At 42.0% G+C, this 21,563-nt stretch carries 19 protein-coding genes and 1 pseudogene; 5 read left to right on the top strand and 15 right to left on the bottom strand.

From position 1 onward, the window contains the following. Window positions 1–224: 224 nt before the first annotated feature. The 5 genes and pseudogenes from asd to FTU37_RS12575 all read right to left on the bottom strand — a co-directional run bounded on the left by asd (window position 225) and on the right by FTU37_RS12575 (window position 5,635). A complete protein-coding gene (gene asd, locus FTU37_RS12595) occupies window positions 225–1,076 on the bottom strand; it encodes an archaetidylserine decarboxylase (RefSeq protein ID WP_078193251.1) in 852 nt (283 codons plus the stop codon). Beyond that, a complete protein-coding gene (locus FTU37_RS12590) occupies window positions 1,073–1,921 on the bottom strand; it encodes a sulfurtransferase (RefSeq protein ID WP_180008663.1) in 849 nt (282 codons plus the stop codon). The genes asd and FTU37_RS12590 overlap by 4 nt, the downstream gene beginning before the upstream one ends. Window positions 1,922–2,074: 153 nt before the next feature. Then, window positions 2,075–3,283 carry a nicotinate phosphoribosyltransferase gene (pncB, locus tag FTU37_RS12585; RefSeq protein ID WP_168379706.1) on the bottom strand — a complete coding sequence of 403 codons (1,209 nt, stop codon included), beginning with the start codon at window positions 3,281–3,283 and terminating at the stop codon, window positions 2,075–2,077. A 146-nt stretch (window positions 3,284–3,429) separates the two neighbouring features. Further along, window positions 3,430–3,931: pseudogene (locus FTU37_RS12580) on the bottom strand (ankyrin repeat domain-containing protein). A gap of 186 nt (window positions 3,932–4,117) precedes the next feature. Continuing rightward, the gene (locus tag FTU37_RS12575; protein WP_180124437.1) at window positions 4,118–5,635 is read right to left on the bottom strand and encodes a catalase; all 1,518 of its coding nucleotides are present in this window, start codon (window positions 5,633–5,635) and stop codon (window positions 4,118–4,120) included. A gap of 228 nt (window positions 5,636–5,863) precedes the next feature. Between FTU37_RS12575 and dtd the strand changes: the two genes are divergently transcribed. Then, window positions 5,864–6,304: a D-aminoacyl-tRNA deacylase gene (dtd, locus tag FTU37_RS12570; RefSeq protein WP_168379709.1), complete on the top strand. Its 441-nt coding sequence runs from the start codon at window positions 5,864–5,866 to the stop codon at window positions 6,302–6,304. A gap of 60 nt (window positions 6,305–6,364) precedes the next feature. Here the strand turns inward: dtd and FTU37_RS12565 are convergent, their stop codons facing one another. From FTU37_RS12565 to serB, 4 genes are all read right to left on the bottom strand, one after another. Further along, window positions 6,365–6,874, bottom strand: coding sequence for a hypothetical protein (locus FTU37_RS12565; protein ID WP_180124436.1), 510 nt, complete (start codon window positions 6,872–6,874; stop codon window positions 6,365–6,367). Window positions 6,875–6,942: 68 nt separating this feature from the next. Beyond that, a complete protein-coding gene (locus tag FTU37_RS12560; protein ID WP_180124435.1) occupies window positions 6,943–7,422 on the bottom strand; it encodes an SCP2 sterol-binding domain-containing protein in 480 nt (159 codons plus the stop codon). A 156-nt stretch (window positions 7,423–7,578) separates the two neighbouring features. Next, on the bottom strand, window positions 7,579–7,911 hold the full coding sequence (gene aciT, locus FTU37_RS12555; RefSeq protein WP_078190616.1) for an AciT family ciprofloxacin tolerance protein: 333 nt from the start codon (window positions 7,909–7,911) through the stop codon (window positions 7,579–7,581). Between the two features lie 414 nt (window positions 7,912–8,325). Next, window positions 8,326–9,546 carry a phosphoserine phosphatase SerB gene (gene serB, locus FTU37_RS12550; RefSeq protein ID WP_078193257.1) on the bottom strand — a complete coding sequence of 407 codons (1,221 nt, stop codon included), beginning with the start codon at window positions 9,544–9,546 and terminating at the stop codon, window positions 8,326–8,328. A gap of 77 nt (window positions 9,547–9,623) precedes the next feature. Here serB and FTU37_RS12545 point away from each other — a divergent pair, with 77 nt between their 5' ends. Then, window positions 9,624–10,880 carry a hypothetical protein gene (locus tag FTU37_RS12545; RefSeq protein ID WP_180116843.1) on the top strand — a complete coding sequence of 419 codons (1,257 nt, stop codon included), beginning with the start codon at window positions 9,624–9,626 and terminating at the stop codon, window positions 10,878–10,880. Between the two features lie 49 nt (window positions 10,881–10,929). Here the strand turns inward: FTU37_RS12545 and ppk1 are convergent, their stop codons facing one another. The 5 genes from ppk1 to mhpT form a co-directional block, all read right to left on the bottom strand. Then, on the bottom strand, window positions 10,930–12,993 hold the full coding sequence (ppk1, locus tag FTU37_RS12540) for a polyphosphate kinase 1 (RefSeq protein WP_180124434.1): 2,064 nt from the start codon (window positions 12,991–12,993) through the stop codon (window positions 10,930–10,932). Window positions 12,994–13,199: 206 nt separating this feature from the next. Beyond that, window positions 13,200–14,168, bottom strand: a complete 969-nt coding sequence (locus tag FTU37_RS12535; protein ID WP_180041563.1) for a bile acid:sodium symporter family protein — start codon at window positions 14,166–14,168, stop codon at window positions 13,200–13,202. A gap of 73 nt (window positions 14,169–14,241) precedes the next feature. Then, window positions 14,242–14,892 carry a bifunctional nicotinamidase/pyrazinamidase gene (pncA, locus tag FTU37_RS12530; RefSeq protein WP_078193259.1) on the bottom strand — a complete coding sequence of 217 codons (651 nt, stop codon included), beginning with the start codon at window positions 14,890–14,892 and terminating at the stop codon, window positions 14,242–14,244. Window positions 14,893–14,962: 70 nt separating this feature from the next. Beyond that, complete coding sequence (locus tag FTU37_RS12525) at window positions 14,963–15,352, bottom strand: hypothetical protein (RefSeq protein ID WP_180121112.1); 390 nt, start codon at window positions 15,350–15,352, stop codon at window positions 14,963–14,965. A 150-nt stretch (window positions 15,353–15,502) separates the two neighbouring features. Next, a complete protein-coding gene (mhpT, locus tag FTU37_RS12520; RefSeq protein WP_180124433.1) occupies window positions 15,503–16,714 on the bottom strand; it encodes a 3-(3-hydroxy-phenyl)propionate transporter MhpT in 1,212 nt (403 codons plus the stop codon). 723 nt (window positions 16,715–17,437) lie between these two features. Between mhpT and dapA the strand changes: the two genes are divergently transcribed. Genes dapA through purC form a run of 3 tightly spaced genes read left to right on the top strand, consistent with a single transcriptional unit; the run spans window position 17,438 to window position 19,714 of the window. Further along, window positions 17,438–18,337: a 4-hydroxy-tetrahydrodipicolinate synthase gene (gene dapA / locus FTU37_RS12515; RefSeq protein WP_180124432.1), complete on the top strand. Its 900-nt coding sequence runs from the start codon at window positions 17,438–17,440 to the stop codon at window positions 18,335–18,337. Between the two features lie 15 nt (window positions 18,338–18,352). Continuing rightward, window positions 18,353–18,958 carry a lipoprotein-34 precursor (NlpB) gene (locus FTU37_RS12510; RefSeq protein WP_078193263.1) on the top strand — a complete coding sequence of 202 codons (606 nt, stop codon included), beginning with the start codon at window positions 18,353–18,355 and terminating at the stop codon, window positions 18,956–18,958. A gap of 36 nt (window positions 18,959–18,994) precedes the next feature. Next, a complete protein-coding gene (gene purC / locus FTU37_RS12505) occupies window positions 18,995–19,714 on the top strand; it encodes a phosphoribosylaminoimidazolesuccinocarboxamide synthase (RefSeq protein WP_078190626.1) in 720 nt (239 codons plus the stop codon). Window positions 19,715–20,050: 336 nt separating this feature from the next. Here purC and FTU37_RS12500 read toward each other — a convergent pair whose 3' ends face one another. Further along, window positions 20,051–21,325 (bottom strand): replication-associated recombination protein A, encoded by a 1,275-nt coding sequence (locus FTU37_RS12500; protein WP_180036032.1) that lies wholly within the window; start codon window positions 21,323–21,325, stop codon window positions 20,051–20,053. Window positions 21,326–21,563: the final 238 nt, after the last annotated feature.

The following is a 21,563-nucleotide window of genomic DNA, read 5'->3' as shown; positions in this document are numbered from 1 at the left end:
TTGCTATAGACCACATTTAAGTTTAAATATGAACACCCCGAATCAGACGTATGAGCAAACTAAAACCGAGCTAATTGCTTAACTCGGTTTGAAGTGGAATACTGTCAATCTATTTCAGGACAAGACACTTTAATAAAGGGAGGTTAGAAGGGATTCTTTTTTGAATACATCAGCTTAGCTCAAAAACCTCTCCCTAACCCTCTCCTAAAGGGACAGGGAATTCATTAGATGGTATGCCCTAAAGCTTCGCCCATCACCACAGTCGAGTTGGCTTTAAAGGTCGCATCCCATTGCATTTTGTTTTCTTCAAACAACACAACCGCTGTTGAACCTAAATAGAAACGGCCCAATTCTGCACCTTTTTCTAAGAATAAATCGTGTTGATTCAGTTCCAAACGCCCTGTCGGTTTAACTTTACCTGTAGCCACGGTTTCAATACCTGCCACGATCATTGCACCTACCAGTACGACCGCCATACGACCAACTTCTGTATCAAATAAGCAGACCATGCGTTCATTACGAGCGAATAAACCCGGAATATTTTCAGCAGTGGTTTGGTTTACAGAGAATAATTCACCCGGTACATACAAAGTTTCTGTCAATGTCCCTGCAAATGGCATATGTACACGGTGGTAGTCTTTTGGAGACAAATAGACCGTAGCAAACTGACCATTTTTAAACGGCTCAGCCAATTGTGGATCGGCAATCAGGTTTTCAACAGTGAACTTCTGCCCTTTGGCCTGAAATACATCACCATTTTCAATTTTACCCAGTTGTGAAATCGCACCATCTGCGGGTGAAACAACACTGTTGGCATTTGCATCAACTACACGTACGCCTTCTTTTAAAGAACGAGTGAAAAATTCATTGAATGATTTAAATTTCAGGGCATTACTTTGCTCAGCAATCGACATGTCGATGCCATACTGTGCTTTAAATGCGGTAATCACAGCATTTTTCACCACAGGGTTTTCACTCGCAGCCAATTTACCCACGATACGTGATAATTTGTGCTGCGGAACAACACGCTGAGCTTGAATAAAAATTTGTTTTTTTAACTGAGATGTAAGGCTCAAGACGGCAACTCTCCGGTGATCACAGGACTATCGAGTCGGTTGCCCCACTCGCTCCACGCACCATCATAAGCTCGAATATTCCAACCGAGTAAACGTCCCAGTATATAAGCTAGGCCCGACCGATGATGGGACTGACAATATACCACCACAGGTTCGTTTAAATTGAATCCCAATTGTTCTAAGCGTTGTTGTGTGCGTTCTAAAGGATGCAATTTTAAATGATTTTCCCGGTTAAGGGCAGTACTCCATTCGAAATGTCGTGCCCCCGGAATGTGACCGCCGCGTCGCGCAGCCAAACGTAGGCCTGTATATTCATCTTCGGTACGGCAGTCCCATACTTGGATTTGCTCCTGCTGCACACGAGCCAATAGCTCATCATAATCTGTTTGATACTGAGCACGCGCCTCTGCACTTACTTCAACCAATGGGCTCACGGGTTCAAATTGCTCAATTTCAGACGAGGTCGGTAAGCCTGCCCCAAGCCAAGCATGGATGCCACCATTGAGGAGACTGGTATTTTCAAAACCGAGGCAATGTAAGTTCCAAATCAGTCGACCAGCCCATGCCCCACCTTCATCGTCATACACTACTACATGATGTTCTGGACTGATATTCAGATAGCTGATGAGCTGTTCTAAACCGGCTTGGTCAGGTAAAAGCCCCATCGCTTGTTCTTCTTGGCGCACTAACAGTTTCGGCTGCACATGCAGTGCATGTGGAATATGCAATTGGTCATAAACCGAACGACGACTCAAATCGACGATCCGTAGTTTTTCATTACCAAGATGTGGAACCAATTCTTCCGCTTCAATCAGCAGACCAAAATTCAGTGTAGATGCTGTCATCGTTGTTCGTGTTGTATTTTGTGCGATTAAATTCGATCTTAGCATAAGTCATTTTCACTATTATTCTGAATTTTTGCATTCCTTTAGCAATATTTTAGATATAAAAAAGCCGAATCATTGATTCGGCTTTTTTAGTTTTATCTAATGCTGTGTTTAAGCGCTAACTTCTGGGATGTCAAATACCTGACGTAGATACGCTAAGAAAGTATCATTATCCGTCATGGTTTTACCCGGACTATCTGAAATTTTTGCCACAGATTGACCATTACATTCAACCAGTTTCAGTACGATATTCAGCGCAGTTTGCCCCATATCATTGGTCAAGTTGGTGCCAATACCAAAGCTAACTTGGAAACGGTCTTTAAAGTAATTATGCAAATCCCACGCTTTTTCGATATTTAGACCATCACTAAAGGTCAGCATTTTACTTTTGCTATCGACTTTAAGCTTTTTGTAATGTGCATAGGCTTTATCGCCCCATTCATACGGGTCGCCACTGTCATGACGTAAACCGTCGAATAGTTTGGCAAAGTACAAATCGAAGTCACGTAGGAACGCATCCATACCGACAACGTCCGTTAAGGCTATTCCTAAGTCACCGCGGTATTCCTGTACCCATGTTTCTAGCGCAGACTTCTGGAAGTTACGTAGACGAACATCAAGCGCTTGGAATGCTTGTAGGAACTCATGCGCCATTGTACCAATTGGAGTAATGTTCAAGTCTTTGGCAATCAGAACATTACTTGTACCGCGGAAAATATACGGTGAAGCCTGATTTAATTCTTCAATTACATGCTTTTGCCATGCATAACTATAACGACGACGCGTGCCAAAATCAGAGACCAAGAATGGTGGATCATTTGGATTTTGCCGTACTTCATACTGCTTCAGCAAGGCAATCTTATGTTGCAAACGACGCTCACCTTCGGCTAAAACTTCGGGTGTACGAATACGTTGGAAATATAATTCATTGACGATGGCTAAAACAAAGATTTCAAACATCATTGCTTGAACCATTGGGCCTTCTACCCAAATGTCGAGTCGACCTTCATCATCAATACCCGCTTTAATAAAACGGCGTTTAAGCTGAAATAATTCAAGATAATCAACAAAATCGCTTTTAATAAAACGTAAACTGCGTAAATACTGCAATTCATCTTCTTTAAACTTCAACTGACACAGCATGTCGAGCTGCATGTTTAAATCATCCAAAATTTCAACCAGTGGATAGGCTGTATCATCCAAGTTACGGCAACGAAAGTGATACACACTATGGGTTTGCGGAAATTTGTGTAACACCACCTGAAGCATGGTGAATTTATACAGATCTGTGTCTAATAAGGATTGGATGATTGGAGACATAAAGACTTTCAGTTTTTATCAACTCTTTGCATTAAAGCATACTTTATTGATAAAAAGCCGATTGATTTAGTGGAATAACTTATAAATCACCACGATTCATCGACTTTTTTCAATTTTTTTGCTAAAGCTGAGCGCGATCAAGCTCACTATTTTTTGAGCAACTGCCGATATTTTTCTTCTTGACCAAATTCATGTGCAAACTGTTCTGCAGTCTTTTGCCCCGTTTTTTGGGCATTGGCATCGCAGTCTACTTGGCGTAATTGCTTTGCAATCGCCCATTCCAATTTAAACATGGCGCCCATCAAAGCGGTGTTACCTTTATTGTCACGTGCGCAGCGGTCTGCACCATGTTCCAATAAACGAGTCACAATATTTTGATGACCATAATTAGGTCGCCATCATCAGCGGTGTAAAACCCGAGGCATTGCGTACATCAACCGGAAAACCATGCTTAAGAAACTCATTAATCACTTCTTCATTGCCGGTTTTGGCTGCAGCAAAGAAGATCGCAATCAATTCCTGTTGTGAGGTCATCTGATCGCTTGCAGGCGCTTTAGCGGGGGAGATATCTTCCGCGATTGCCACGTTTGCGAATGCGGAACCAAACGCAAGAAGACTGGCTAAAGTCAAATGCTGCATAACTTTCATGATGAACTCCAACAGAAATCGAATGTAGAATTGAATTGGAAACAATTCATTTCATTAAGAAAAATGAATTATTTAAGGAGTGCCTATGAAACTCCCCCTAGGGTGCAGGAAAGGTATGGAGCTTCATAGGACTTTTTTGAGGTAACGTTCTAGCCCCTAGTTACCAATCCTTCAGACTGATCGAAATTAGTCTTTCAGTTGTGCTGCTTTGGCTTTTACAGTTGCAAGGTTACCGTTTACTGCTTTGGTCATACGCATACCGTAATCTGCATCTGCTTTGTAGAAGTAAGACAACATGATGTGCTTGGTCTCAGAATCTTTTACGTTGCCAAGATCCGCAGCCAAGTTCATGATTAAATCGTCTTTTTCTTTAGCAGAGTATGAACGGTAAAGCTCACCCGCTTGCTTGAAGTTTTGCTCTTTGGTACCGATCTGTTGAACTGTGCCAGTCAGCGGTGTTTGAACTGCACGTGCTTTCTCAGTGGCAGCTTTAGGCTCTTTACGGCTTGGCTCGTAGTTCACGTCAGAATCACGCTCGCTAACATTCATGTAGCCATCTTGGTTGTTGTTGTTAACAGCAACAAGCGGACGGTTTACTGGAATTTGCTGGTGGTTCGCGCCTAAACGGTACATTTGAGTATCTGAGTAAGAGAAGATACGACCTTGTAATAGACGGTCTTCTGAAGGCTCGATACCTGGAACTAAGTTACCTGGAGCCAATGCCACTTGTTCAGTTTCATTGAAGAAGTTTTTTGGCATACGATTCAGCGTTAAAGTCCCCACTTTGGTTTCTTTCACTAGATCTGTAGGCCAGATTTTTGTTGGATCAAGCGGGTCAAAATCAAAGCTGTTTAAATCTTTAGGATCTAACACTTGGATATAAAGATCCCATTTCGGGAATTTACCAGCATTGATGTTGTTATAAAGATCGTTAGTCAAGTGGTTGAAATCTTTACCTTGTTGCTCAGCAGCTTCTTTAACGTTCAGACCTTTCACACCTTGTTTAGAGCGGAAGTTGAATTTAACGTATTTGTATTCGCCTTTGTCGTTATAAAGCTTGTATGCATGCACACCAAAGCCGTCTTGTTCGCGGTAGCTGGTAGGCACGCCTTGGTTACCATACACATAAGTCAACATGTTGGTTGCCCATGGCTGGCTAGACAAGAAATCAAATACGCGGTTTGCGTCTTGAACGTTGTTGATTGGGCTAGGCTTCATGGCATGGATGAAGTCTGGGAATTTGATCGCATCACGGATGAAGAACACTGGAGTTTGGTTACCCACTAAGTCCCAGTTGCCTTCTTGTGTATAGAACTTAATCGCAAAACCGTGCGGATCACGTAAAGTTTCTGGAGAACCTTTACCGTGAATTACAGTCGAGAAACGTAAGAAAACTGGAGTCTTGGTACCTGCTTTGAACAATGAAGCAATGGTTAGATCAGATAAATCTTTAGTTGCAACGAATTCACCATAAGCACCTGTACCACGGGCATGTACCACACGCTCAGGAATACGCTCACGACCAAAACGTTGTAATTTTTGAAACAATTGCACGTCTTGAAGTAGAACTGAACCATTTGGACCCGCAGTAATCGAGTTTTGGTTATCGCCTACTGGTGCACCATTGTCTTTGGTTAATGGCGCTGCTTGAGTCGCCGCTGTTGCTGTTGCTAACATCGCAACCAATAAAGAACGCTTAAACATCGTCTTAATCTCTCTGTTAAATACCTTTCCTGCCCCGCAAAGATACTGATATTCAATAAATAGATAAAACAGATTATTTTATAAATTCAATCGTATTATTAGATTTATAAAAAATATACAGTTCATTTTCAAATGTTTGAGCCCAAAAAATTCTACACATCGCCTCGAAAGAAGGATGCATTTGCTACAATCCCTGCCCTATGTTCAATTTTCTACTCGGAAGAAGTTATGCGGGCCTTGTTACAACGTGTTTTAGAAGCCAAAGTGGTGGTCGATGGTGAGATCACGGGTGAAATCAATCACGGTATTTTAGTGTTTTTAGGCCTTGGCAAAGCGGATGATTTAGAAAAAGGCAAAAAGCTGATTGATAAGATCTTGAAATACCGCTTTTTTGATGATGAACAAGGCAAGATGGGCTGGAATGTCAGTCAAGCCGGCGGCGGTATCCTCTTGGTGTCTCAATTTACCCTGATGGCGCAAACGCAAAAAGGCCTGCGCCCCGATTTTGGCCCTGCCATGCCGCCAAACGATGCCAAAGCACTGTATGAACAGCTGGTCGATTACACCAAGAGCCAATATGACCATGTACAAACAGGCATCTTTGCTGCCGACATGAAAGTGCATTTGGTTAATGACGGTCCAGTGACCTTTAATTTAGAAGTTGAATAACCACTGAAGCATTAAAAAAGCCCTCTTTTGAGGGCTTTCACAAGCTAGAATAATACGGTCTTAAATGGTTGTAATCAGTTTTGCACGTTGCATTACTTCCACAGGGATATCTTTCACAAGCATGACTGTTAATGACTGATCATTTTTCTTTGACGTTGTTGTTTGATTTGCGTCTAGAACAGTATTTACATCAGCGGGATTCAATGTATACATTGCACCAGTAGCTGGATCAACAATTAACAAACCAATAAGTCCGCCAAAAATAATATTAGCGACATACCAACCATTTACCGTTCCTGTTACCTGTACAGTCTTTGTTTGATAGCCATCTTTTTTAAATGTCACATCATAAGCTGCAGGTTTAAAGTATCCAGTGCCACGTTTTAAAGTAACAGTTGCAGGTGTGATACCTGTATGTACCTTTTCCCCCGCTTTATTTGTAATTGAAATCGATGCTTCATCAGGAACTGACTTAAAGGTTAAAGTTTGAGTCGATCCAGAAATGATACTTGCACAACCTGTCATTGTTAATGATGCGGCAATTAAACCCGACGTAATTAATTTTTTCATAAAAATACCCCCTAAAAAGTGGGGGGTATTTTTACCAAAAAAACGTTAATTTTCAATGAAAATTAAATTTATTTACCGGTTTTCTCTTTAATAAACGCACGTGCGATTTTGATTTTTTCTTTAACCGGTTTTGGAAGTTTAGGTGGAATTAACTTCGCCACTTGGTTAAACCAAACCAAAAGCCCAAAATCACCTTCCATTTTAATACTGCCATTTTGCATACCCGTCATGAATGCAGTTGGGTCACCTTTCATCAGGGTTTTTACGCCCTGTACGCTGTCCGCAAATTGCAAAATAAAGTCGGCTTTTTCAGCATCACCTGAAACAGTATCAATCTGTCCATTATTTACAATAATTTGACGTGCAACACCCAAATCCGTACCGATTTGAATGCGAAATTGACGTTCATGAACCAATTCAATGAATTTAGGGCTAGTACGTGCAAGCTGTTTCATACGAAGCGCTAAACCTGCCACGAGTAAATCAAGTGGATCCGTACTGACATCAACTAAAGGTAGTTTTACGACAGGAATTGATGATAGTTTCATGACTTAAAGCCTATTGTAATTGTTGGAAAATTGACTGGTTTCATCCTACCATAACTTGGCTTTTGAGAAGTAAGGCTTTGTATCTCAAATCGGACTAATGCGTTCATAAAAAAATGCGCCCTTAGGCGCATTTTCATTGAAATTTTGTTCTGGCATTTATCGGCTCGAACATTGCTGTTCTTCATCATATACAGGCGTGTGCTCTATACATTGGCGCTTTGCCATCGCACGCTCTGCACGGCGGTCTTCACGTAACAATACTAAAGTGAATACCACCATTGCGGCCATTAATGCCGTTAAATAACTATAAGTCACTGATAATTCAAACATGGTTTGTGTACCAAATCGAATCACTTCAATGAGTCCCCACACCAGCATCCCCGCCAGCATAAAACTTAACCAGCGACGATAAGGCGAGAAGAAAACAGCAATCACAGCCGCCGATACCAAGCTCAGGCCAACGATTGTTGCTAAATTCGCTGTTAACATAAAAACCTCCGTCATTTGACAGCTGACATCTCTTGTCTTACAGGATGCTGAGCCGTCTCACTACTGTATCTTCAGTAAATAGATTTGGTCGATCTCAATCTCTTGCAAGCATTATGCTGAGTTTTTTGCATAAAAAAAGTCTCGTTTTTTGTCCATGCGACACACCTTGTCGCAACATTATTTTGTCATTACATTTTTTCTTTTTAAAGAATTTCTAGAACAATGATGGCATCTCGTTTCGAGTGTCATTACAAAAAAAACAGCTGATTTTAGGCTAAAAAAATTAATTTTTCGAATGCTGTTAATCGTTGTTTTTATCGACAATTTTCTTCTACCGTTCATCGGATGAGCTGAATTCTTGGCATAAAAAAACGCAGCCTTTTGGCTACGTTTTTTAGTATGACTTAAATGGTTTTAAGCACGATTTAAATCTTTATCGTGCACACCAAGCAGGTAAAGAACACCATCTAAACCCACACTTGAAATGGCTTGATTGGCATTTTGACGCACCAAAGGTTTCGCACGGAAGGCAACGCCTAAGCCAGCTAAAGACAACATTGGCAAGTCATTCGCACCATCACCGACTGCAATGGCTTGTTCTAATGAAATCCCCATTTCTTCAGCGATTTGAGTCAATAAGAAGGCTTTGCGGGCACCATCCACAATATGGCCTTTCACTTCACCGGTTACCGCGCCATCTTGGACGTCCAGTACATTGGCATGGACTTCATCGATACCCAGTTTTGCTTGTAGATATTCAGCAAAATACTGAAAACCACCTGACAAAATAGCCGTGCGATAACCCAGTGATTTCAGCGTTGAAATCAGACGTTCCGCACCTTCTGTGACAGTCAGACGTTCTGCAATTTTAGGCAATACCGAAGCATCCATACCTTTGAGCAGTGCCACACGTGCACGGAAACTTTGTTGGAAATCGAGCTCGCCTTGCATAGCACGTTCAGTGATTTCAGCCACTTGAGCCCCGACACCCGCTTCAATCGCCAATTCGTCAATTACTTCTTGCTCAATCAGCGTTGAGTCCATATCAAAGCAGACTAAACGACGATTACGACGGTAAGCATTGTCTTCTTGAACGGCAACATCTACCCCTAGTTCAGTAGATAGACGTAAACATGCTGCACGCATCGCAGTGGCATCCAACATCTGGCCTTTTAAGCCAAATTGAACGCAGGCACGGCGTGGACCTTCGCTTGATCCATCTAACTCTGGACGGCCAGATAAACGAGTCACAGTTTCAATATTAAAGCCTTGGCTCGACACAATATTTGTAACTGCCTGTAAATGAGACGCCTGTAATTCTGGCGCAAGTGCCGTAACGATATAGCGTGTGCGGCCTCCCTCATTTACCCATTGTTGATATTCTGTTGTAGAGATTGGTTTAAAGCGCACAGTTAAGCCAATATCATGTGCTAAAATCAACATCTCCTTCATGGCTAATGCTGTCGCAGTTTGGTCTTCCGACGAAACAACAATACCTAAAGTCAGCTGATTGTGGATGACTGCTTGTCCGACATCTAAAATCTGTAAGGAATGTGCGGACAAAACCTGCATTAATCGTGTAAATTGATTAGGTTGGTCAGGTCCTAAAAGTGATATAAGAATGATTTCTCGCATGAATTGACTCGGGTCTGAGCTACAACTAATGTAAGAATCATAATCTAAATTGAATAGAAATGCCTTGGAAGTTTACGTTGAATGCGCCTAGACAAGGGCTATTTGCTAGCCTATTAGTAGTTTGTTTTGCTTTGCATACCTTTTTATTGGTATTGGCAACAACCCACCAACTGAACGAAAACCGTGCCAGTCAGGGACAACTGATGACCAGTCAATTGGTTACAGACAGCCTATCTGAGCTTGAGCCGGCCAATACCGTATCATTAGCTTTACTTGCTGACCGCTATGCAACCAACCCGAGCGTGGCTTCCATCCGCATCTTAAATGCCAATAATCAAGTTTTGGCCACAGGCGGTTTGACCAAAACCCGTGACGGTGAAATCTTTGTTCGTGATGCGTTGCAAAACGAAAAGAAAGTCGGAACGGTTGAAATCACTTTAATTAAACCAAGTATTGGTGAAATCTTACGTACGCAATGGGCCGCGATTCTATTTTCATTATTCCTACATGGCTTGTTGTGGTTAGCGTATCGTGCCATTGCTCGCCCTAGTCGTACTGAATATTTAGCGCGAATCAACAATGAATCACGTCTAAAACATGAAATTCAAACGCTAGCGCAGGCTTTAGAACAAGAAAAACATAATGCCGCTGTGGCGATTGCTCAAGCGCAGCAAAATGCGCAAGCAAAAGCAAAACAGCATAAAGACATGAAACCAGTGGTTCTCGACAGCAACAGCTTGGCATTAAATATTCAATTTTATGATCCGAAACAGCTGCTCGATAGCGTCAACAAAACCGTGTCTGTGCCGTATTTTAATCTCTGCCAAATTTTCTTAAATAAAACCACAGAACTCTGTGTTCAACATTATAAATTGAACAGTTCTGACATCAGTACGGTACATAAGTTTGATGAACATGGCGCAACCATCAGCATGACCGCTGACACTCCAGATGCGCTGCGTTGCCTCACCATGATCAGCTCAGTATTCCAATTGCTTTCAGATGTTTTATATAAACGCTACCGTGAAGAAAAACGTTTCGTTTTACAAACCCGTAGTGCAATTTCAAGCTCTGTCGAAGCCATGCAATTGTCTTCTGTGCAAGCGGCTGAACGTTTAGTCCAACAATTGGTTGCTAAAGAAAGTGCCATTCATGTGCCGACAACTTTGCTCAAAGAGATTTCAGATCATTTCCAATTGGTCAGTTTGCCAAATCCGACCAATGTGCTCACTCGTCATGCATTTATGCTCAATGGGATGGACAGTGATGCCGCTGAATTGGCTCAAAACTTCAGAACTGAAATTTTAAAATCCAAACAGGCAAAAGCCTCGTAAAGGTTTTAGCGAAATCAAAAATCCCGACTTAAGTCGGGATTTTTTTGTCTTAAACGGTCGAAATTTTCTGTGCAATCAAATATTTTTGCGCGTTATGCGGCTCGGCACCTGCTTCAACCGCGACTTTCTCCCATTGCCCATTCGACTGCATTTCCCATGCATTTTGATTATCTTCCAAATAGTTAAGTAAACAATCTTTCATAATGCGTTTTTTCAAACGGCTTTCTAAAATGGGAAAACAGGTTTCGACCCGTGAAAATAAGTTACGTCCCATCCAATCGGCACTGGCACAGTACAATCGTTTTTCGCCTGCATGCTCAAAATAATACACTCGAGTATGCTCTAAGAAGCGTCCGACGATAGATCTCACATGAATATTCTCAGACATCCCTTTGACCTGAGGAATCAAACAACAAATCGAACGGATAATTAAATCTACAGATACCCCTGCTTGCGATGCACGATACAAAGCAGCAATCAGTTGCGGTTCCGTGAGTGCATTGACCTTCACAATAATTCGTGCGTATTTTCCCGCTTGCGCGGCAATAATTTCCTGTTCAATCAGTTTCAATAGTTCGGTATGCAGGGTAAATGGTGCATGCAGTAAGGCTTTTAGTTTCGCCATCTTGCCCATGCCTGTCAGTTCCTGAAACATGCGATGCACATCCTCGCAAATATCGGGATGCGTCGTCATCAGGCCATAATCGGTATACATCCGCGCATTGCCTGCGTGGTAATTACCTGTTCCCAAATGGGCGTAGCGCAATAGTTGATTATTTTCACGGCGCACAATCAGAATCATCTTGGCATGGGTTTTATAGCCCACAATGCCATACACCACGACAGCCCCAGCTTCTTGCAATATATTGGCCACGGTAATATTGGATTCTTCATCAAACCGCGCCCGAAGTTCTATAACTGCGGTTACTTCCTTACCGTTGCGAGCCGCCTCCGCCAAAACTTGTACGATGTCCGAATCTGGCCCACTGCGATAAAGCGTCTGCTTAATGGCTAAAACCTGAGGGTCTTTTGCAGCTTCACGTAATAGGTTAATAACCGGTTGAAAGGAGTCAAACGGATGATGTAACAACACATCTTGTGTTTTTAATACATCAAAAATCGCGGTTTGTTTACGAAAAACTTTAGGAATAATCGGTGTATAGACCGGATATTTCAGTTCAGGTCGATTAAAACTGGCACTGAGACGCGATAAATTGATCGGGCCGTCAATGCGATAGAGCTCCTGCTCACTCAAATCAAATTCATCTAACAAATAATCAATAATGCTTTGCGGACAATCATCTTCAATTTCTAAGCGAACTGCCCGACCAAATCGCCGCGAAGACAATTCATCTTTTAATGCCACCGCCAAGTCATCCACATCTTCAGCCAGAACTAAATCTGCATTGCGTGTCACTCGAAAGGCATAACAGCCCGTCGCTTTCATCCCCGGAAATAGGTCATTGATGTGTTGCTGAATAATGGCGGTCAGGAAAATTTGTGTCTCTGCACTGCCTTCAACCTCGGCGGGCATTTTGATTAAACGCGGCAATGAGCGTGGCGCAGGCACAATTGCCATTTCAATGGCACGACCAAAGGCATCTTTGCCTTCTAGACTCACAATAAAGTTGAGGCTTTTATTGACCAAGCGTGGAAACGGATGCGATGGATCTAAGCTAATTGGTGTTAAGACTGGTTGAACTTCTTTACTAAAATAATGGCTAATCCACGCCCGATGTTTTTCTAAAATATCTTTAAATTGAATAAAGCGAATGCCTTCACTTTGTAATGCAGGCAATACAGCATGATTGAGGGTCTGGTATTGCTCTGCAACCGTGTCATGAATCACTTGGGAAAGTTCATCTAAGACCACTTCAGTCGGAATGGCATCTGGCGTCCGTGCAATCGCATTCAAATCTCGTTGTTTCATCAGCCCCGCAATGCGAATTTCAAAGAATTCATCTAAATTGCGTGAAAAAATGATGAGAAAATTCAGGCGTTCAAGTAAAGGTAAACTTGAATCGAGTGCCTGAGCCAAGACCCGCCGATTGAAATCTAAAAGTGACAATTCACGATTATAATAGGTCTCTGATGAATGCTGAAAATGTTGCATACCCTCTCAATGCTGTTTGAAACAGTCTATATCTAAAGTGTTTGCCGGCATGTTAGGCAGCGGATATGACACTTATGTTACAAATAGCATTAATCAATTAAAAAAGCATGCAATTCCCTAAAGCCCTGTTCATCAAATCGTAAAATTTATTTTCGACATCAAAAAAGAGGGACATTGCCCTCTATTTTACTGAATTGTTTTTTTGTTTATTGCACAGGCTTGTCTTGTTCCAATGCTTTGGGCTCACTCGTCCGTGCTGCCCAATAGGTTGCCAGTGCGGGACCCGAAATATTGTGCCACAAACTAAAAATCGCACTCGGCACAGCGGTCAGAGGTGAAGCGGCAAAATGGGTCGCCGCCAATGCCACACCCAAACCTGAGTTTTGCATCCCAACTTCAATCGACACTGCTTTACAGTCTGCATAGGGCAATTTAAATATTCGGCTGGCCCAAAAACCCAATAGATAGCCCAAGCCATTATGTAAGGCAACTACCCCAAGAATCAGTAAACCTGATTGCAAAATCTGTGTTCGGCTACCCGCAATGATTGCCGCCACAATCGCCACAATTGCCACAACAGAAACCAATGGCATGACCTGTATATAGGCATCCACTCGGTGCTTAAAGACAGTTCGAATCATTAACCCCACAATGATCGGAAATAAAACCACTTGTAAAATTGAAACCAACATCGATGCCGCATTAATTTCAATCCATTGGCTTGCCAGCAAATAGAAAATCGCAGGGGTTAAAACCGGTGCGAGTAATGTCGAAACAGAGGTACAAGCAACAGATAATGCGGTATTGCCTTTTGCCATATAGGTGATGACATTAGAGGCCGTTCCACCCGGGCAGCAACCAACAAGAATGACCCCTATCGCGATTTCTGTCGGCAGTTGTAATAATTTACACAAGAAAAAAGCCAATCCCGGCATCACAATAAACTGTGCCAAAACCCCGATCATCACAGCTTTAGGACTTTGCAATACACTTTTAAAATCTTGCAGTGTCATGGTCATGCCCATACCCAACATAATGATGCCTAGCATCCATGGAATATATGCTTTTAACCAAACAAATACATCGGGAAAAAACATGGCGAGCGCTGCAAACAGCACCACCCAAATCGCAAATGTTTTCTGCACAAATTGAGTGAATTTTAAGAAAGCCGACATAGGCATCTTCCATTTAAATACAGGGACAAAAAAAGGCACACCCTTGTGCCTTTTCTCAACTGAGCCCACTGGGTCATGCCAAAGATAATGCCTGTGCATGCTGCTGCACAATATCTTTCAGGTAAATACGCTTCACCCCATTCGCCAACATGTCTTGCCATGCATGCTGTAAAGAACCCTGTAAATCGATCCCTTTGGTCAAATCAGCAATCACAAAAGTTTCAAAACCAAGCTTACGTGCATCCATTGCCGTCCATGCAACACAGAAATCCGTGGCAATGCCCACCACAAAGACTGTATCAATACCACGTTCGCGCAAATAGCCCGCCAAACCTGTTGAAGTTTTCTGATCTGCTTCCATAAAAGCAGAGTAGCTGTCGATATGCTGATGAAAACCTTTACGGATAATTAGCTGCGCCGTTGGTAAATTTAAATCAGGATGCAATTCGGCATCCTGTGTGCCTTGTACACAATGCGTCGGCCACAATACTTGCGTTCCATAATTCAGCTCTATGCTGTCATAAGGTACATGCTCAGGATGATTTTCAGCAAAAGAGATATGGTCGGCTGGATGCCAATCTTGAGTCAGCACAATATTCGTAAAGTATTGTCCCAATTGATTAATCCCTGGAATAATTTGATCGGCATTGGCAACAGCCAACTGACCGCCTGGGGTAAAACCATTTTGTACATCGACTACAATCAGCGCTGTATTTTTTTGCATATCTCTCCATCCGTTGTCATGCATTGTCGGCGACTCTACTGATTCGCTCATATTTTAAAAGCCTTAGTATTCAGTCCTGTGCATAAAAATAAAATGACTGTCCTTCCTGACAATACCGATACTTGGGCAAATGCTCAACCAAACGCTGTGCAAAGCGTGGGTAAATACGGGCTTTTCGCCGAGTCGAAGCATGAAAATAAAAATAGCGCGGTTGATGTTGAAAGATATATTTTAATAAATGGCGGCGTGTCTGTTGCATGACCTCAAACGCATTAATATTTTCAGCAACATCTTCTAGGGTAGGTTCATCGGCAAAGGCCAACCACGCATTTTGTCTCGGCTGATGGCGATTTCTTTGAAATACAGGTTTGAGTTCCAAGATAAATTCGTATTGATATAGATACAAACTGAATTCACGTTGATCAACTTTAAAAATTGCGACCAGTTTTCTTGCTGACATAGCCCCTCTACGTTGATTTTTATTTTCTCTTTATGCTGTATTTTTACATAAAATACCTTTATTTATCTTGATTTAAAGCATTTGCGCGACTTCAATTGTCGCCATAAAAAAGCCCGCAATATGCGGGCTTTTTTTGATATGACATGTTCCTTAAGCTGGAATACGACGTACCAACAACAACATAAATACTGCAGAGATTGCGATACATGGAATCGCAGCGGTAATCACCCCTGCCGCACCAAAACCTGCTGCCAATAACTGACCCGCAATTGCAGGGCCTAACATTGCACCGACACGACCAACGGCTGAAGCTACTCCAACACCCGTACCACGTAACTGTGTTGGATACACGATACCACCGAAGGCATACAGTACCCCTTGGCAACCAATCACGAATGCACCGACTAAAGCTGACGCCATGTACATTTGAGTCAATGAACCTGCACCATTCAGCGCAAATAGACCTGCCAAAATACCGCCGTACATCAAAATGATCACATAAGCTTTCTTCCAACGGTCAGTCAACATACCTAAAATGATCGTACCAATGGTTGCACTCACCATGAAGTAGAACTGCGCAGTTGCACCATCTTTACGTGTGAAACCGAGTTCGGTGAACAACGATGGTAACCAGCTCAACATGATGTACACCACCATCAAGGTGAAGAAGTAGCTCACCCAAATTGAGAAGGTACGTAAACGGTTTTCTGTGTTGAATAGGTTTTTGAAAGCACCTTGTTGCACTTCGCCATTGGCAGTCGCTTGAACCGCTTGATCTTTGGCTTTCAAGAATTCACGCGATTCAGGCAAGAACCAAATCATCAATGGAATCACAACAATCGGTAATAAACCGCCTAAATAGAAAATATTTTTCCAGTTTGCACCGAAGTCCGTCATTGCGACCAATGATAAGATTGCCGCACCCACAGGCATACCACAGTACATCAAACCGACTGCACGACCACGATTTTGTGGCGTTACCGCTTCAGATGCCAAGGTAATTAAAATTGGCATTGCTGCACCTAAACCTGCACCTGCAAGAAAACGTACAGCGAGTAAGCTATGGAAGCTATTTACCCATACCGTACATAAGGTAAAGATGGCGAACATCCCCGTAGACCAAATTAATACTTTTTTACGGCCCATTCGGTCTGCAATCCGACCACCCAACAAAGCACCAGGTAATAATCCTAAAATACCGGCACTAAAAAACACCCCTAGCTGCGAGCTATCCAGCCCGAAATATTCACGAATCCCTGCTGCTGCAATACCTGCAGCCTGAATATCCAGACCTTCGATTACGGCAATAAGGAAGCAGATTGCTACCGTGACAATAGCATGCTTATTATCTGACTTTTCCATTGGAGAATCCTTGTTGTCATCAGCGTTCAAATTAAGTCGCATCATCGCTGAGCCTTATAAAGGATATAACTACCAATAAGTTGAAGCCTTTCGTCCAAAATTGGATTACGTGCATGGTGTAATAGTTTTTGTGCTTTAAGTCACAAAGTCGTAAAAACAATTAAAAATTTAAAATAAAAAAATATGAATCGTGCAATGAACAGTCAAATCAAGCGATCTTTTTAAACACTCATAAAAACATGTCTATTTCTATTAGATATAAAAAAGATTATTACCCAAGTTTTTAACAATCATTTGTAATAAAACCCGAGCGAATTGATATAGTTTTTAAATCTTTAGTCATTGTTATTTAATCTTAAATTCTGATTAAAAAGCACGGAATACACATAGATCAACCTTTTGCTGATGATTTAATCAATCCCATCAACCATGCCAACCCTCTCGATTGAATAACACATTTTCAAGATTCAGCCCTTGCTGAACAATTCTCAGGCTGCAAAAAAACCGCTATTTTACACTTGATTGTTTTAAGTTTGATTTGTATAAAGAATTTTATGGCTTTGACCAAAGCATATTGTTCTTATGCGTTTGATCAGTCATAATTTGCGTAAGCATTATTCAACTTGGGTATAGCCCAATGAACATGCTACAAATCAAAATTCGAAACCATCCAGAAATCAATATTTCATCTTGTCGGATGGACAAATAGGATAGCTTTTCAAAATGACTCAGCAAGCTCAGACCATTCAAGGTTCAATTGTCGCAATCGTCACCCCAATGTTTGAAGATGGCAGCGTAGATTGGAAGAGCCTCGAGAAGCTGGTTGAGTGGCATATAAAGCAAGGCACCAATAGTATTGTTGCTGTAGGGACTACAGGTGAAGCTTCTACCTTGAGCATGGCCGAACACACTCAGGTGATCAAAGAAATCATCCGTGTGGCGAACAAACGCATTCCAATTATTGCCGGCACAGGTGCAAACTCAACCCACGAAGCAATTGAACTCACCAAAGAAGCCAAAGAATTAGGTGCAGATGCGGCATTATTAGTTACACCATACTATAACAAACCTACCCAAGAAGGCCTGTATCAACACTACAAAGCGATTGCTGAAGCTGTTGATTTACCTCAAATTTTGTACAATGTACCTGGCCGAACCGGTGTAGACATGCACAACGACACCGTGATCCGTCTTGCTGATATTCCACAAATCGTGGGCATTAAAGACGCCACTGGCGATGTTCCTCGTGGTCAAGAACTCATTGAAGGCCTTAAAGGCAAAGATATGGTGGTGTACTCAGGTGATGATGCAACGGCTTATCAGTTAATGGGTTTAGGTGCTAAAGGCAACATTTCGGTTACTGCGAACGTGGTGCCAAAAGAAATGAGCGAAGTGTGTGCAAGCGCTTTGGCGGGTGACGCAGTCCAAGCCGAGCAACAAAACAATACTGTTGCAAATTTACATCAAATTTTATTTTGCGAATCGAACCCAATTCCTGTGAAATGGGCACTTCATGAGATGAACCTGATTGAAACAGGCATTCGCTTACCATTAACACCCCTTGCAGAACAATATCGTACTCCGCTTCGTGAAGCACTCATCACTGCGGGCGTTATCAAATAAAGAAGAGCAAACATCATGCAATTACGTTTAGGACTTAGCCTGGCACTTTCAGTATTTACATTAGCCGGTTGTAGTTCACTTGCCTTTAATAATGGCACACTGGACTATAAACAAACCACAGATGTTGAACCGCTGAAATACCCTGAAGGGTCAATGGTTCGTCCTGCAACGCCTTTGTATCCTGCTCCATCAGTTGACCCGCTAGCAATTGAGCATGCACCAAAGCTTGAAAATAAGCGTGGCAATCGCTATGCCCTTCCGCGTCCAGCCGCGGAAAAAAATAATGTCGTCGCAGATTCCTCAACAGACAGTACAAATATTAGCCGCCCTCAACTATTGGTGGATGGAAATCAAAATCCACTGATCAAAGTTGAAGGAAATTCTGCTACAATTTGGCAATACACACTTGCTACCCTCAGCAGCCTTAACCATACCATTGTTGGTCAGAGCAAAAACCGTTACGAAGTAACCGTCAAGGTCGATCAGCAGACCTATGTCTTAAGACTTTCTTCTGTAGGTTCAAGCAATAACATCGCTGTGTTCAATGCCGATAACAGTTTTGCAGACAAAGAAAAAGCTGCAGATCTGTTAGCTCAGATTTACCAAAATTGGCCAGCCTAGTCGTACTAGGCATTTTTTCTCGAAAAAGGTTCCCTCATGTTAAAACAAACCTTGCTCTATACTGGTAAAGCGAAATCTGTTTATGAAACAGATAGTTCTGACCACCTCATCCTAGTTTTCCGTGACGATGCTTCTGCATTCAACGGTGAAAAAATTGAACAACTGGATCGCAAAGGTAAGGTGAACAACCGTTTTAACGCCTTTATCATGGAAAAATTGGCTGCGGCTGGTATCGAAACTCATTTCGAAAAACTTCTTTCTCCAACTGAAGTTTTAGTGAAAAAATTAACCATGGTTCCTGTAGAGTGCGTAATTCGTAACTATGCAGCAGGTTCACTTTGCCGTCGTTTAGGCGTTGAAGAAGGTAAAGAACTTACTCCGCCAACTTTCGAATTGTTCTTCAAAGACGATGCGTTAGGCGACCCAATGGTGAATGAATCACAAGCGATTGCATTAGGTTGGGCGACTGCAGAACAACTCGCTCAAATGAAAGAATTGACTTATAAAGTAAACGAAGTACTTAAAGGTCTATTCGATGCAGGCAACATGCTGCTTGTTGACTTTAAACTTGAATTTGGCGTGTTCCACGACCGTATCGTACTAGGTGACGAATTCTCTCCAGACGGCTGCCGTCTATGGGACAAAGACACTAAGAAAAAACTCGACAAAGACCGTTTCCGTCAAGGTTTAGGCGGTGTAGTTGAAGCGTATGAAGAAGTTGCTGCACGTTTAGGTATCGACCTTTCTGATATCTAAGTCGTTCATCGATTTAAAAAACCGAGCTCTTTAGCTCGGTTTTTTTAATTAAATATTACTCGATTAATCCATGATCGAAAAAACAAATGTTAACCATAAAAATCCTCTGTTTCACATTTACCCACGTTCACACTAAGATAGCTACATACTAGGCAGCACGAGGATCTATAAGTTTCCAATGTGTATGCCGACCAGATTTTCCATCTACCCTCTAGGATATATTTCCCCAAAGACATCCTATTTTTTCAGCCCAGCTCGCCTTGAGTTGGGCTTTTTTTTGCGTGAAATAGACATAAAAAAAGGCGCCGCAGCGCCTTTCCATCATGATCATTCAAATCATTGTTGCTGTTGTTGTTGCATCCAACGGCGTTGCTGCAAACGCTCACCTTCGACTTCACGTTTATTGCGTGCAGACTCATACAGCTTAGTGCCTTTCAGTTCAGGCGGCATATAGTCTTGCATGACAAAATGTTCAGGATAATTATGTGGATATAAATAGTCCACGCCATAGCCTTGCTCTTTCATCAATTTGGTTGGTGCATTTCTCAAATGCAATGGCACGGGTAGATTCGAGGTTTTTTCTGCCAAATCTAAAGCTTTGTTTATGGCCAAATAAGTGCTGTTACTTTTTGCACTGGTTGCCAAGTACACCGCACATTGCCCCAAAATGATTCGACACTCAGGCATACCAATTGCCTGCACAGATCGGAAGCATTCTCCTGCCAACAGCAAAGCATTTGGATTTGAGTTGCCAATATCTTCTGATGCCGCAATCAACATACGACGAGCAATAAAGACAGGATCTTCACCACCTTTGAGCATTCGAGCCATCCAATACAAAGCGGCATCTGGATCACTACCTCGAATCGACTTAATAAAAGCCGAAACTAAATCGTAATGCTGTTCGCCCGATTTGTCATAGCGTGCAATATTTTGCTGCGCAACTTTGACTACCACCGCATTGTTAATGATATTTTCTAAGTCTGGCTCAAACGTACTGGCGATTAAATCTAAAAGATTTAATGCTTTACGAGCATCACCTGCGGCAAATTGAAATAAAGCTTCATATTCTTCGATTTGAATATAACGCTCTTTTAAAAACGAATCTTGGTGAATGGCTTGATCCAATAAGCGCTGAATTGCGTCATTATCCAGAGCATTTAAGGTATAGACCTGACAACGCGACAATAAGGCATTGTTGACTTCAAATGAGGGATTTTCTGTGGTTGCACCGATCAGGGTAATTTTGCCCTTTTCGACAGCATTCAGTAAGGCATCTTGTTGTGACTTATTAAAACGATGAATTTCATCAATAAACACCACAGGTGTCAGTAAATCTCCACCATCGGCGATGATTTCACGTAATTCTTTCACCCCAGTATTAAGCGCAGATAAACTAATAAATGGTCGGTCAACAGCCTGCGCCAACAACAACGCAATCGTGGTTTTACCTACACCCGGTGGTCCCCAAAAAATAATCGATGGTAAATGCCCTTGGTCAATCATCTGACGTAACGGTGCATCTTCACCTAATAGGTGATCTTGTCCAATAATTTGCGATAAATCATGAGGACGCATGCGTTCAGGAAGAGGAATTTGGCTGTCTGACATCTTATTATTTCGTTTCCGGCAATTGGGGACGTTTTTTCTATTCTAACACTGCCTTGGCAGAATCTTTGCTTTATTCGATATTCAATTTAAGAGGCTGGTTTGATGTCGTTATTTAAGTATCTTGCATGTAAAAATCCTTAGGCGAATGTTAACTATAATGTAACAAGACATCCTAGCCCTTATTGATCAAATTAAAGTATCATCGGCAAGATATCCCATTTTAGACTTGCCTGACCCA

Source organism: Acinetobacter sp. YH12097, assembly GCF_013419225.1.
Lineage (GTDB): Bacteria > Pseudomonadota > Gammaproteobacteria > Pseudomonadales > Moraxellaceae > Acinetobacter > Acinetobacter amyesii.
The sequence above is the reverse complement of the archived record's forward strand: the minus strand, read 5'-3'. Positions and strand labels throughout refer to the sequence as shown.